Consider the following 12,324-nt stretch of genomic DNA (forward strand, 5'->3'; position numbering starts at 1 on the left):
TGGATTATCGTCGCAGGGTCTGCGACGGCAATTGGCCGAATCGAAGCCTGTAGTCGACGGCAAAACGACCGAAATGGGTGAAGCCCCATTTCAGGGCGATTGCCGCGACAGTCAGTCCCGGCGTTGCTTCCTGAAGTTCCCTATGGGCGGCTTCCAGTCGAAGATGCTGGAGGTATGCCATGGGCGTCGTCATTTTGAAGTCCCGGAAACCCTTCTGAAGCGACCGCACACTGACGTTGCATACCGCCGCCATGTCGGCAATCGAGAGCGGCCGCATAAGGTTGGCCTGCATGAAGTCGATGGCACGCCTGACATGGCGTGGCGCCGGCGCCGGGGCTATCCTGGCAAGTGCCTCTGAAAAGCGATGCGGCACGGTCTCCAGAATGAGGTTGGTTATGGCGCCTGTCAGGTTTGACAATGCGAGAGGCGATTGGCGCAAGGCTGTATCCTGCGCCAACCCGCTAAAGGTTGCTTCAGCCAGATCCTGCAATATCCGCCCCGGACCGGCGGCCAGATCGATATCGGGATGGAAGTTAAGATTGCCGCCGACAGGTGTTTCCAGCAGTCCGCTGAGCCGGTTGATCATCTCATTTCGATCATGGATCACGATCAGATGCTGTCGCGGCCCCATGATGTGCATGTCGCCATACGGTATTCCATTGGTAATGAAGCCGCGCCCCGGCCTTGAGCCAAACGTCTCCTTGCTGGTGTTGAAACTTGCCTCTCCGCTCAAGGGAATGAACATCAGGAACTTGCCGCTATCTGTCTCACGCGTCAGTCGAAAATCGCCGTCATAGGTGCACAGGCCGAAAGAGATTGAACCGGCGGATGCGAATTCGCATCGGTAGGAGATGGTCTTCTTTGCGGTGGTTTTGACCCTTATCGTCGATGCCGGCGTTGAAAGCGCCTCTGATAATCCATCCGGATCTTTCCCGCTGTAGCGAAGGCTTCCTTCGGTCATCGCCGGTTTCAATGGTAACTTCATGCCTTGCCTCGTATGCCGGAGCGCCCATCAATGGCGATAGGGTTCATTGATGCCCCTCATGCCTAGGGTGCGCCCTGTAAACGCTGCGTAAATGGCGCCCGCGGACGCATATTCAATTGGAATATGGGTAAACGGATTGTTCGGCAGCCCAGTCTGGCATTTCGAAACAAGAATTCGATATCATCAACAAAGAATAATAAAGCAAATATTTGCGCGTTTTACGGATATAATCTTCGCTTTTTGGATTATATGTGTCTTATTGTTGTAGTTTTTAAACAAGAATCCAATTTTGGCACAGGCTTGGCGAAAAGATGCATCATTGATGCTCCATAATTTGCCATGGTTTTTAATTATCTATTATAATTAATGAATTGACACCATGATTTTGGCGAAATATTACCTGATGCAGCATTGATCAGCTCTTCCAGATGGAGAACGTGCATGGCGATTGAAGCGGTAACCTCAAGTCCGGCGACGGTTCCAGCCACGCCTGCGGATGCTCCCGGCTCCACGTCGTTAAGCACCAGCGACACGACGAAGAAGGTTGATCCCAATAGCGAGAAAGAGGTCCTGAATGCTGCGGTTGAAGCGTTTTTGCCGAGCATGGTTTCCAACACGCTGATGCTCAACAACACGCTTTTCAACTTTGCGAAGGACGCCATCGACGAGGGCGATCAGGAATAGTCCTCCGGCCTCGCTTTCACTGACCAAGCGGATCGTATTGCGTACAAGGAGTTTCCGATGAGTGGTGATGCCCTTCCCAGAGGTGCCTTGGTTCCTCCTGCCGATGCGATCGGATCCGGAGCGCCCTTGCAGACGGTGGAGACCGTTTCGCTCCGGATCGGAGCTGATCGGGAGAGCCTTCAAGTCGAACAGTCGGTCTCGCCTGGCATACAGTTGCGCAAGATCATGCCGGGCAGCGAGGCGGCCCCGGCATTCGATCCCACGCCGATCGAGACGAAGACTTCGAGTTTCCTCGATCGCATTACTTCTTTCATCATGCCGAAGGGTACGGTGCCCGAAACGCCGCTGGTGCGGTTCGTCGAGAAACCGGGTGAGGCCAATGGCCACCCGGCGAAGACGGAGAACCTGGAGAGCGCCATCGACAGGCTGGAAAAGTCTCAGCAATTCGCCACCGGCACGACGCTCATCTCCTCTCTCACGCAATCTGTCATGTCGTCCTCTAAGCGGCTGACGCAAGGCCAATGAGTGATTCGACCGTGGTGATGCCCTTTCCGCTCTCATCGTCATTCCTGCGCCGCGCGGCGGGAATCCTCTCCGTTCTCGTCTGTGCTGCCTTTCTGTCGGCCTGCAGTGAGGATGTCCTGACCGGCCTTGATCAGCGGGACGCGCGCGATGCGCAAGTGCTGCTGGAGCGTGCCGGCATCCGTGCTACGGTGACGGGCGAGAAGGGCGATGTTTTCAAGATCGCAGTTGATGAAACCGATCATGCGCGGGCAATCGAGCTGCTCTCCGACGCGGGTCTGCCGCGCCTGCCGCATCGCACGATGGCGGAGCTGTTTCCCGGCGACGGATTTCTGGTCACGCCGCTCGAGCAGAAGGCCAGGATGACCTATGCGGTCGAGCAGCAGCTTGGCGAGACGCTATCGGCATTGGATGGCGTCGCCTCCGCCCGGGTGCATATCGTGCTTCCGGAAGACAATGGGCGGGGTCTCATCAAGGAAAAGGCGCGTGCCTCGGCGCTGTTGCAATACCGACCCGGTGCCAATCTGGTTGATATTGAGATGAAGAGCCGGTCCTTGCTGCTCAACAGCGTTCGGGGTCTCGCCTACGAAGATGTATCGGTGGTGGTCAGCCCCTGGTCGGAGATCGGCTCCCTCGCTGGAGCCGCGCCGGCCGGTGCCGAACCCAAGGAGGCGGCCGCGCAGGTCGCGATCGCAACTGCGACGCACGGGCTGGCCTCCTTTCTGGATTATCGCACTCTTTCGATCGCAGGCTCAGCCTTGCTGGCGATTGCCGCCAGTCTCATTCTTCTCCTCCCGCGACGGAAGGAAAGCTGATGACGCGGGCGGGAAGCCATGGCGAACAGGCAGCGCTTAGGGATGTGGCGGTTCGCCGGGCAGCACTCGCAGGAGCTGGCTGTGGAGCAAGGTGGTTGAGCGAAATCGATGCCGACCTTCTGCGCCGTCTGGATGCGACACCGAGGCTGCAGTCACGCCTGTTCCATGCACGCGCCGAGATCGGTGGCGATCCCGCCTGTCTGCCGGTGGAGGCCGGTCATCTGCTGACGCTTTTACCGCAAATGCAGCGGAAGGCGGCGCTGTCAGCAGGCCTGACCTATCACCTCGCCGCCGCCGGTCCTGTGCTGAGCAAGGACAAAGTGGCGGCGCTGACCGCCATCTTCGGTGACGATGTTCTGGCATTCGCCTTCGGCCACGCTCATCTGTCTGCGCCGGCGCCTGTCTTGCTCGGTTTCGAGGACGAGGAGGTCCGGCGGCTTGTCGAAGCGGATGGCTGGGCGATACTCGGTCTTTGGCTGGCCGACAGTGGGTTGGCGCCGATCTGGCTTGGTGATTGGGAAAGCAGGCGGGACGGCGGCTCGATATCGCTGATCCGCTCCGCCGCACTTGCCATCGGCAAGGCCGTTGCGATCGTTCAGTGGGAGAGCCGGCAGTGACACCAGCCCCCTTTAACCAACGGCGGATCATACCAGCGGCCGAGTTCGGGCAGATCCGCGATGCCGCGGATCTTGTCGCTGCCGCCCTTCAGTCCGCAGCGGACATGCATGTAAAGGCGGAAGACGAGCGGCAGGAAGCACGGAAATCCGGCTATCAGGACGGATTTGCAGACGGTTTGCGCAAGGCTTCCGAGGCTCTTGCCGAAGCCACCGGCAAGGCCGAGAGGGAGCTGGGTGACCTGGACCATTGGATCGGCCCGGTCGTGCTGAAGGCTGTAGCACAGATCGTCGGCTCCATGGACATGGATGATCGCATTCGCCGGATCATCGCCCGGGCAATTGCCGATACGGCCGCCACGCAGACGGTCAGTCTTTATGTGGCGCCGGAAGATGAGGCGCTGGTGCGCCGTGCCGCCGAAGGGTTGAACCATTCGTTCGATATCCTCGTCGACCCCCTGTTGTCCGGACAGGAGATGGTAATGGAGACATCGATGAGCCGAGCCCATATCGGCATGCGCGAACAGATCATCGCGCTCGTGGAGGCCGCAGGCCGTGGTTGAAGCGCTGGCGAGACTGGAAAAAGCGATCGACCAGACGCGAACGCGCCGCGCGAGCGGCAGGGTCACGAGCGTCTCCGGTCTGCTGGTGCGCGCGAATGTTCCAGCCGTGCGTATCGGCGAACTCTGCGAGCTGCGCGAGCCGGGAATGGATGAGGTCGGCTTTGCCGATGTCGTCGGCATCGAGGGGGAGACGGCGCTGTTGTCGCTGCATGGGGCGACCCGCGGCATATCGGTCCGCACCGAAGTCATCCCGACAGGGCGCGAGCCGGTGATCGCGGTCGGAGACTTCCTGCTCGGTGCCGTCATCGACGCGCATGGCAATATCATCCGCAAGGCCGAGGGAGAGGCGGGCCGGGCGGATGAAACCAGCCAGCCTCTCTATGCGTCGCCACCGGCTCCTCTTGCGCGCCGCCCGGTTGCGCGGCATCTGCCCGTCGGGATTCCGGCCATAGATGGGCTTTTGACCTGCGGCGAGGGCCAGCGGATCGGCATTTTCGGACCGCCTGGCGCCGGCAAATCGACGCTGGTTTCCGACATCGTCAAGAATGTCGACGCCGATGTCGTCGTCTGTGCGCTGGTCGGCGAGCGCGGCCGCGAAATCGGAGAGTTCGTCGAATTCGTCATGCCTGCCGGGGCGCGATCAAACGCCGTGCTGGTCACGGCGACGTCCGAGCGGCCGGCGCTTGAACGGTTCAAAGCCGTGCTGACCGCCACGGCAATTGCCGAGCATTTTCGGGGCCGGGGCAAGCGCGTCGTCCTCGTGGTCGATAGTGTCACACGTCTGGCGCGGGCACTGCGGGAGATCGGACTGGCGGCGGGCGAGCCACCGGTGCGGCGCGGTTTTCCGCCCTCGGTTTTCGCGCTCCTGCCGCAGATCTTCGAGCGCGCCGGCAATAGCGCTGAGGGTACGATGACGGCTTTTTACACCGTTCTGGTCGAGGGCGAGGAACGGACGGACCCTATCGCCGAAGAAACCCGCGCGCTTCTCGACGGCCATATCGTTCTTTCCGACAGGATCGCCCAGGCGGGGCAATTTCCGGCGATCGACATATTGGCAAGCAGAAGCCGAACGATGAATGCGGTGGTGACGGAAACGCACCGGCGAGCGTCTGATCGATTGCGCTCGATGCTGGCGCTTTACAAGGAAGTCGAGCTTCTCATTCGCGTCGGCGAATATCAGGAGGGGCGCGATGCTGCGATCGATGAAGCCGTGCGCAAGCGAACTCTGATCGGGAATTTTCTTTTCAACGGACATGCGAAAGCGCCGTCCTTCGAAGAAACCGTCGCCAGGCTGCAGGAGCTGGCCCGATGAACGCGGCCTTTGATCACCTCTCGCCCGCGGACCTATCTTCCGGACATATAATCCCGCAGGCGCGCGAACCGTGGCAAATCCCCTTCCGCGACAGCATGCTGGCGATCCGGCCGCTTGCTCCTGATATCGCGATGGACAGGATGGGCGATCCGGCGCGTCTCAGCTTGACCATTGCGGGAGAGCTGGTCGAACTCCTGGCGCCGGGCGCCACCCTCAAATTGCTTGTCGACCGGTTGGAGCCGCTGGCGCAATGGGACCGTCTTTCGCCACCTGCCTGTGTAGCCGTGCTGGAATATCTGCTGTCGGATGTTCTGGAGAGGGTCGAAACGCAGACCGGCAAGCAGATCGCCTTGGCGGAAGTCGGCCCTTCGGCACCCCAAGTACTACCTGGCAATTTCGGTTTTGAAGTCACATGGCAAGGGCGTTCCTTGCCGCTATGTGGCTATTTTCCCGAGCCGATGCTGATGGGTCTGAGGCGATGGGCCAATCGCCTTCCGCGCCGCCGCCTTGCCGCGCTGACGGCTGAGGTTGCCATCCGGCGCGGCTATGCGGTTATCTCCGCGCGCGAACTCAAGCAGCTTTCGGTCGGCGACGGGATCGTGATCGATCCTATGGCGGCCGAGACCGCAATAGCCGTCACCGGCGAGCATTTTCTGGCGGCCTGCACGCTGCCGAACGAGGGCGCGACGCTGTGCGGACCGTTGCTGACACGGCCAAATGGACCAATGAGGCACTTCATGAGCAATGAAACAATCGACCAGGATTTACAAGGGGCGCCGACGATCGCGTCTATCGGCGACATTCCCGTCAAGCTTGTCTTCGATATAGCCCGGATCGAGCTGCCGCTATCGGAACTGGAGAGCATTGCGGAAGGCCATGTCTTCCCGCTCGACCGTCCGAAACAGGACGCGGTGGAGATCGTCACCCAGGGACGGATCATCGGCCGCGGCGAGATCGTCACACTCGACGGCCTCACGGCCGTCCGCGTCACCGCGTTGCACGTCTGATGGAAACCGCCTTTCCCTTGACCCAGGGGCTGGCGGCGATGGCCGCCATCTCGATCTTGCCCGTCATCGCGGTCGTGGCCACCTCCTTTACCAAGATCGCCGTCGTGCTTCTGATCGTCCGCAATGCTATCGGCATCCAGCAGACGCCGCCGAACCTGCTGGTCTTTGCCATCGCGATCGTGCTGTCGGCCTTTGTGATGAACCCGATCCTTCAGCAGTGCTGGCAAGTCCTTCTGCGCGCTGATGTCCACTTCGATACGATCAATGGTCTGGCGGCCGGTCTTTCGGAGGTCGGTGCGCCGTTGAAGGCCTTCATGATGAAATTCTCCGATGAGGAGGTTCGTCAGTTTTTCGTCAACTCGTCGCAGCGCATCTGGGGCGATACCGCGACCCTGCCTGCCAGCCCCGACGATATCACCGTCCTGACGCCGAGCTTTCTCGTCTCTGAGCTGACCCGCGCTTTCGAGATCGGTTTTCTGCTGTATCTGCCCTTCCTGATGATCGATTTTGCGGTCTCGGCCATTCTCGTGGCCTTGGGCATGCAGATGATGTCGCCGACGGTCGTCTCCACACCTTTCAAGCTGCTTCTCTTCGTCGGCGTCGACGGCTGGCGCCGGCTGCTTGAAGGGCTTGTGCTTTCCTATGCGAGCTAAGTGATGGGACAGGAGCAGATCTCGGCGGAAATCGGTGCGTCGATCCTAGCGACATTCGCGCTCGCCGGCCCGATGCTTGGCCTCGCGGCAATCCTGGGGTTGGTGATCGCCATATTCCAGGCGGCAACGCAGATCCAGGAACAGACGATTGCGCAGATCGTCAAGATATTCGTCCTGTCCTTCGTGCTGCTCGTTTTCGGGCGCGCGCTGGCAACGCCCTTGCTGGAGCACTCGATCCACATATTCAATGACTTTCCGACCATGGTGCAATAGGCCGGATGGAAACGAGCCTTGCCCAGTTCCCCGTCGTCAATTTACAGACCGCGATCCCGGCGGCGATGGCGCTGGGGGCGGCGAGGGCGCTCGGCATTCTCTCCATCTTTCCGCTATTCTCTCTTTTCAGCATCACCGGCCTGCTGCGGATCGGGCTTGCTATCGGTCTCTCCGCGCCGGCCGTCGCCTTTGCCCATGCGGTGCTGGCGGAGGGCCAGACGAGCTATCTCATCCTCGGTGTCCTGTTCCTGAAGGAATTCGTGTTCGGCGGGTTGATCAGCATGGGGCTCGGCATTCCTTTCTGGGCCGCGCAATCGGCGGGCGACATGACGGATGTCTATCGTGGGGCCAATGCGGCCAATCTCTTCGATCAGGTCAATGCGCTTGAGACGACGACGCTCGGTTCGGTGCTGATGTCGATCGCGCTGGCCATCTTTGTCGCAACCGGAGGGATTACCGACCTCGTCGCCATCTTCTACAAATCCTTCGAATTCTGGCCGTTGTTTGCGTTGAAACCCGCCTTCGACGGGGATGCGCTTAAGATCATCCTTGATATCTTCATCCAGCTCTTCCGGATGGGTACGCTGCTGGCAGCGCCCTTTGTCATCATCATTGGCGCGATCGAGTTGTCGCTCGGCTTTGTTGGCCGTTCTGCCAAGCAGTTTCCGCTGAACGACAGCGTGGCGACGTTCAAGAACCTGGCGGTGGCTGCCGTGCTGGTGCTCTATGCCATGTTCGCGGGCAGTTATTTCAACGAAATATGGATCCGGGGCTTTGCCGAGGTGAAGTCGATCTTCGAGACTGCCGATGTCCAAAAATGACGATACGGAAGAAAAGAGCCTGCCGCCGAGCCGGGTCAAGCTCGACCGGTTGCGGCGGGAAGGCCAGGTTGCCCGTTCCAAGGAAATCCCGGTTGCCATCTCCGTGCTGGCGATCGCCGCTTATCTCGCCTGGGCACTCGGCGATATCCTGCGGGATTTCGCCAGGATTTTCGGTGTCGGTTTTGAAGCTGCAGGCCTTACCGGAAGTCCGCAGGCAGATCCCGGCTTTCCTTTGACGGCTGTCACAGATATGGCCGAAATACTGTTCGGCATATTGTGGATGCCCATGCTGCTCGGTCTTGCGATCACCATTGCCGTTTCGATCCTCGACGGCCAGGGGTTCCCGGTGTCGATGAAGCACATGAATTTCGATCTCAACCGGCTCAATCCGGCAAGTGGGATCATGAAGCTCTTTTCCGTGACGAACCTGGTGGAGTTTCTCAAAGGCATCGTCAAGGTCATTCTCCTTTCCGTCGCGGGTGGCGGCGCCGTCCTCTATTTTCTGAACGGCATTTTCTGGGCGCCGCTTTGCGGCGAGGCCTGCTCGCTATCCGTTGCCGCCCATCTGATCGGCACCATCGTCGTCGTCGCAGCTGCGATCATGCTTGCCGCGGCGTTCTTCGACCTGTCCATCTCGCGCCTGTTGTTTCGCCGCGAACATCGCATGACCAAGACGGAAGCCCGGCGGGAACACAAGGATACGCAAGGCGATCCACATCTGAAATCGGCACGCCGCCGTGTCGGCGCGGAAATGCGCAATGCGCCGCCGCGCAGGGAAAAGCCGGGAAAATAGGCTGTGCCCATTCCCGGCTTTCGGTTGAAATTCTCTCGTTGACCAATAGGTGGCCGAATTTGTCTCACCAGGGAGACCAGTCCGGCCAACCGCCCGCCGGTATGCGGGGGCCGTTGAAGAGGATCGGATCGTCGAGAAGTTTTTCGGTCTCGTTATTCATCCGGTGCGTCAGCTTGTCGAACTCGCGGGCTTCCTTGATGTCGGCATAGGCCGTTATGCCGAGCCAGATCGCGTTGGAAATGAGGCTGGCGACGCCCATGACCGTGCTGAAGGTCTTTGTAAAGGAAAGCGCGCCGGCAAGCTCGGGAATGCCGTACTGAAGCCCCTTGGCTGCCGCACCGATGACGGAACCAAAGCCGACGACGCTGTCGGCGATCGTCGCGATCGAATACATCGAGAGTTCGAGCGCGTCGGCGCCGCTTCTCTTGGCGCCGATCGTCCAGAATATGTCGAGCCCGATCCAACCCACGCCGATGACGGCGCCCAAGGCGCTGGACGCCATCTTGAGCGTATCGGCGGCAAACATGGTGGATGCCTTCGCATTCCAGGAAGCTCCGTTGCCGAACAGCTTGCCGACGTCCTCGACAGTGGAGAGGAAATGCCCGGTTCCGCTCAGAATCTTGGACGCAAAGGAGGTGCCGTAGAGAACGGTCGCCGCAATGGCATCCGGCGTGCTGACGCGCCCGGTCGTCGCGCGATATGCGATGACGCTGCCGTAGACGAGCGCATTGGCGCCATCCATCAATGCGTTGAAGTATTTGTTCTTTTCCACGCCCGGCGGCGGTGTGACCTCGACCTCGAGTTTTTCCCGCAATTGCTTCATGAGGGTGGCGACATCGCCGCCGGGCTTGGCCATGCCCCAAACGGAGGTGACGATCGACATGATGTTGATGGAAAACTGTTGCTGCGCCGGCAGATTGTTCGCGAACAGGTCCTGAGCCATCGTCGAAATGGTCGGCTGGAGCACGGTGGCGAGGTTCTCGGCTCGTTGTGTCGAATCCAGGGTGGTAACGGCTTTTGGCTGCGTCACCTCATAGTCCCCGGAATAGTTGCCGACGAAATCGGAGAGTTTCGTCGACGCCGTTTCCACATCCTTGGTCGCGAAGGCTTCCAGCATGGCCTTGTCCCAGGCTTTGCCTTCGATGCCGAACATCTTGTTGTCGACGGTCGATCTGTAGCTCTCGTCTGTGCCGCCACGTCCTTCCGGCTGGCGGATATGTGTATCCGTGATCGACCGGCCGGCAAGACCGGTTGCGGCGGCGATCATCGCCGAGATCTCACTGTCGCTATAGGTATTAAGACCCGATTGCCGAACGAAATTGCCGTTGGCGTCGCGAACGACAAGCGGCTGCGAAATATCCGAGGGTTCCGTTTGCGCGACAACGGCTCCGCCCTGGATCAGCGCGGTGACGGCATCCTCGATCGCGGCCTTGTAGTCGGCGGCGTTTACGCCGTCGGGGACCGATACGTTCTGAAGAAGCCGGTCGAAATGTCCCTGGAAGTCGGCCGCGGACATCTCGCCACTGGTCATCTTGTCCCAAAGCGAAGGCAGGATCTCCATCACCTTGGCGGTGAAGGCGTCGGCAGCTACCTTGTTGTCGCCGAAAAACTGATTGGCGAGCATTTCCGCCGTCGGTCTGAACAACTCGCTCTTGCCCGACAGATATTTCATCTGGTCGCTGTTGTAGAGTCCGTCTCCGAAGACGGTGGTGGCGAGCCCGCTATCGGCCATCGTCGGCAACACGCTGTCGAAACCATAGCCGTTTCTGACCGGTATCGGCGCCGTGATCGTCAGGTCCGGGGCGCGGTCGCCGACCAGATCCGTCAGCTTGGAGGCGGCGGTCTCCACGTCCTTAAAGGCAAACGCACCGCTCACCGCGCTATCCCAGGCGTGGTTTTCCGTGCCGAACATCTTTCGCTCGAGCGTTGCCGTATTGGCCGGATCGGAATCATATCGGCTTTCGCCGCTGCGCGAGCTGCTGTCGGCACGCGATCGACCGGCAAGGCCGGTGGCGGCCGCGATCATCGCGGAAATCTCGTCCTTGCTATAGGTGTTGAGGCCAGACTGGCGAACGAAATTGCCATCGGCGTCCCGAACCACGAGTGGCTGCGCGATGTCTGTCGGCTGAGCCTGGGAAACGAGCGCGCCGCCCTGAACAAGGGCGCCCATCGCTTCCCGGATGCTGGTCTTGTAGTCCGTGACATTGACGCCGGCAGGAGCCTCGATTTTCTGGAAAAGTCGATCAAAAAGCCCGTAGAAATCGAGCGCCGAACCGCCATTGGCCATCTGGTCCCAAACCGTGGGGAGAAGCTCCATCACCTTGGCAGTGAACGCGTCCGCTGCCACCTTGTTGTCGCCATACATCTGCTTGGCGAGCAGCTCTACCGTCGGTCGGAACAGCTCGGTCTGCCCCGACAGCGCCTGCATCAGGTTCTTGTCGTAGAGGCCGTCGCCGAAGACCGTGGTTGCCAGCTCGCTATCGGGCACCACCGGCAAGACGCTGCCGAAACCGGGGAGCTTGTCGAGTGCGCTGCTATCGCCATTCGTGCTCCCCGCCAGGCCGTCGAGTGCGTCCATAGGTGCCGAACCGTCCAGAAGGTTTGTTTGGAGGAAATCCGAGTAATTCTTGTCTGCTTCCGGAGCCATGCTCTTGAAGTCCGCATCGGACAGAACCTGGGAATAGAAATAAAGGGCCGACGAGTAGTTGTTGAGAACCTCCTGCAGCGGTTCGCCGGCGGCCAGCCCGTCCGTCAGCATTTTGCCGCTGACGACATTCGCCGCGAAATGATCCTTGAAGGCGGCATAGGCCTCGGGATTCTTGCCTTCCGCGAACATCTCCCTGATTTCCTGGAACAGGCGCTTGTTGAGAAGCGTCTGAACATCGGTATCGGCTTCCAGCGAGGAAATTGCCCGGTCGTAATCGGCTTTGATTTCCTTGTGCGTGCGCAGGACGACGCCGGCCGTCGTGTTGGCGTCGGCTCCATACCAGGAATAGTGCTGGCCGACGGCATCCGTATAACCGTTGTAGTTGGCCTTCGACTGCAGGAGATCAAGGAACATGATCAACTTCTGCTCGGCCGTATATTTCGATGGGTTCTTCGCGACGTCGACGCTTTCGAAGCTGCGGTCCGCATTCTTGTATTCCTCGACAAGGCGCTTCGTCGCCTCGTTCTGGAGATCGCCGGTTTTCGACATGTCCTGTTGCAGGAAGTCCGGATAGGTCGAGTTATTGACGGAATCCACCATGTGTCTGTTTCCCTTGGATAAGTGTCGCGACTGTG

Annotated in this window: 13 protein-coding genes; 11 read left to right on the forward strand and 2 right to left on the reverse strand. The window is 60.0% G+C overall.

Annotation, left to right across the window (positions count from 1 at the left end):
- Nucleotides 1–4: 4 nt before the first annotated feature.
- A complete protein-coding gene (locus RRH01S_RS12040; RefSeq protein WP_007691401.1) occupies nucleotides 5–985 on the reverse strand; it encodes an AraC family transcriptional regulator in 981 nt (326 codons plus the stop codon).
- Between the two features lie 441 nt (nucleotides 986–1,426).
- Here RRH01S_RS12040 and RRH01S_RS12045 point away from each other — a divergent pair, with 441 nt between their 5' ends.
- The 11 genes from RRH01S_RS12045 to RRH01S_RS12095 are packed head-to-tail and all read left to right on the forward strand — an operon-like array spanning nucleotide 1,427 to nucleotide 9,042.
- A complete protein-coding gene (locus RRH01S_RS12045; RefSeq protein ID WP_034516654.1) occupies nucleotides 1,427–1,669 on the forward strand; it encodes a hypothetical protein in 243 nt (80 codons plus the stop codon).
- 57 nt (nucleotides 1,670–1,726) lie between these two features.
- Nucleotides 1,727–2,194, forward strand: a complete 468-nt coding sequence (locus tag RRH01S_RS12050) for a hypothetical protein (RefSeq protein WP_042471909.1) — start codon at nucleotides 1,727–1,729, stop codon at nucleotides 2,192–2,194.
- Complete coding sequence (gene sctJ, locus RRH01S_RS12055) at nucleotides 2,191–3,006, forward strand: type III secretion system inner membrane ring lipoprotein SctJ (RefSeq protein ID WP_042471911.1); 816 nt, start codon at nucleotides 2,191–2,193, stop codon at nucleotides 3,004–3,006. Before RRH01S_RS12050 ends, sctJ begins: the two co-directional genes overlap by 4 nt.
- Nucleotides 3,006–3,623 carry a hypothetical protein gene (locus RRH01S_RS12060; protein WP_042471913.1) on the forward strand — a complete coding sequence of 206 codons (618 nt, stop codon included), beginning with the start codon at nucleotides 3,006–3,008 and terminating at the stop codon, nucleotides 3,621–3,623. Before sctJ ends, RRH01S_RS12060 begins: the two co-directional genes overlap by 1 nt.
- On the forward strand, nucleotides 3,620–4,183 hold the full coding sequence (gene sctL / locus RRH01S_RS12065; RefSeq protein ID WP_042471915.1) for a type III secretion system stator protein SctL: 564 nt from the start codon (nucleotides 3,620–3,622) through the stop codon (nucleotides 4,181–4,183). Before RRH01S_RS12060 ends, sctL begins: the two co-directional genes overlap by 4 nt.
- Nucleotides 4,176–5,495: a FliI/YscN family ATPase gene (locus RRH01S_RS12070; protein ID WP_042471917.1), complete on the forward strand. Its 1,320-nt coding sequence runs from the start codon at nucleotides 4,176–4,178 to the stop codon at nucleotides 5,493–5,495. The genes sctL and RRH01S_RS12070 overlap by 8 nt, the downstream gene beginning before the upstream one ends.
- A complete protein-coding gene (sctQ, locus tag RRH01S_RS12075) occupies nucleotides 5,492–6,502 on the forward strand; it encodes a type III secretion system cytoplasmic ring protein SctQ (protein WP_047525201.1) in 1,011 nt (336 codons plus the stop codon). Before RRH01S_RS12070 ends, sctQ begins: the two co-directional genes overlap by 4 nt.
- Nucleotides 6,502–7,155 (forward strand): type III secretion system export apparatus subunit SctR, encoded by a 654-nt coding sequence (gene sctR, locus RRH01S_RS12080; RefSeq protein ID WP_007691386.1) that lies wholly within the window; start codon nucleotides 6,502–6,504, stop codon nucleotides 7,153–7,155. The genes sctQ and sctR overlap by 1 nt, the downstream gene beginning before the upstream one ends.
- Before the next feature lie 3 nt (nucleotides 7,156–7,158).
- The gene (locus RRH01S_RS12085; RefSeq protein WP_007691384.1) at nucleotides 7,159–7,428 is read left to right on the forward strand and encodes a flagellar biosynthetic protein FliQ; all 270 of its coding nucleotides are present in this window, start codon (nucleotides 7,159–7,161) and stop codon (nucleotides 7,426–7,428) included.
- A 5-nt stretch (nucleotides 7,429–7,433) separates the two neighbouring features.
- The gene (locus RRH01S_RS12090; RefSeq protein ID WP_042471920.1) at nucleotides 7,434–8,249 is read left to right on the forward strand and encodes an EscT/YscT/HrcT family type III secretion system export apparatus protein; all 816 of its coding nucleotides are present in this window, start codon (nucleotides 7,434–7,436) and stop codon (nucleotides 8,247–8,249) included.
- The gene (locus RRH01S_RS12095) at nucleotides 8,236–9,042 is read left to right on the forward strand and encodes an EscU/YscU/HrcU family type III secretion system export apparatus switch protein (protein ID WP_042471923.1); all 807 of its coding nucleotides are present in this window, start codon (nucleotides 8,236–8,238) and stop codon (nucleotides 9,040–9,042) included. The genes RRH01S_RS12090 and RRH01S_RS12095 overlap by 14 nt, the downstream gene beginning before the upstream one ends.
- Before the next feature lie 64 nt (nucleotides 9,043–9,106).
- On the opposite strand, the gene RRH01S_RS12100 is transcribed toward RRH01S_RS12095, so the two are convergent.
- The gene (locus RRH01S_RS12100; RefSeq protein ID WP_042471924.1) at nucleotides 9,107–12,289 is read right to left on the reverse strand and encodes a hypothetical protein; all 3,183 of its coding nucleotides are present in this window, start codon (nucleotides 12,287–12,289) and stop codon (nucleotides 9,107–9,109) included.
- Nucleotides 12,290–12,324 lie beyond the last annotated feature (35 nt).

The sequence above is a fragment of the Rhizobium rhizogenes NBRC 13257 genome (genome assembly GCF_000696095.1).
Classification (GTDB): Bacteria; Pseudomonadota; Alphaproteobacteria; order Rhizobiales; family Rhizobiaceae; genus Rhizobium; species Rhizobium rhizogenes.

What these genes read in the sequence shown, in the direction of transcription:
- RRH01S_RS12040 (WP_007691401.1), bottom strand. Translation starts at nt 985, where the DNA reads ATGAAGTTACCATTGAAACCGGCGATGACCGAAGGAAGCCTTCGCTAC.
- RRH01S_RS12045 (WP_034516654.1), top strand. Translation starts at nt 1,427, where the DNA reads ATGGCGATTGAAGCGGTAACCTCAAGTCCGGCGACGGTTCCAGCCACG.
- RRH01S_RS12050 (WP_042471909.1), top strand. Translation starts at nt 1,727, where the DNA reads ATGAGTGGTGATGCCCTTCCCAGAGGTGCCTTGGTTCCTCCTGCCGAT.
- sctJ (WP_042471911.1), top strand. Translation starts at nt 2,191, where the DNA reads ATGAGTGATTCGACCGTGGTGATGCCCTTTCCGCTCTCATCGTCATTC.
- RRH01S_RS12060 (WP_042471913.1), top strand. Translation starts at nt 3,006, where the DNA reads ATGACGCGGGCGGGAAGCCATGGCGAACAGGCAGCGCTTAGGGATGTG.
- sctQ (WP_047525201.1), top strand. Translation starts at nt 5,492, where the DNA reads ATGAACGCGGCCTTTGATCACCTCTCGCCCGCGGACCTATCTTCCGGA.
- sctR (WP_007691386.1), top strand. Translation starts at nt 6,502, where the DNA reads ATGGAAACCGCCTTTCCCTTGACCCAGGGGCTGGCGGCGATGGCCGCC.
- RRH01S_RS12085 (WP_007691384.1), top strand. Translation starts at nt 7,159, where the DNA reads ATGGGACAGGAGCAGATCTCGGCGGAAATCGGTGCGTCGATCCTAGCG.
- RRH01S_RS12090 (WP_042471920.1), top strand. Translation starts at nt 7,434, where the DNA reads ATGGAAACGAGCCTTGCCCAGTTCCCCGTCGTCAATTTACAGACCGCG.
- RRH01S_RS12095 (WP_042471923.1), top strand. Translation starts at nt 8,236, where the DNA reads ATGTCCAAAAATGACGATACGGAAGAAAAGAGCCTGCCGCCGAGCCGG.
- RRH01S_RS12100 (WP_042471924.1), bottom strand. Translation starts at nt 12,289, where the DNA reads ATGGTGGATTCCGTCAATAACTCGACCTATCCGGACTTCCTGCAACAG.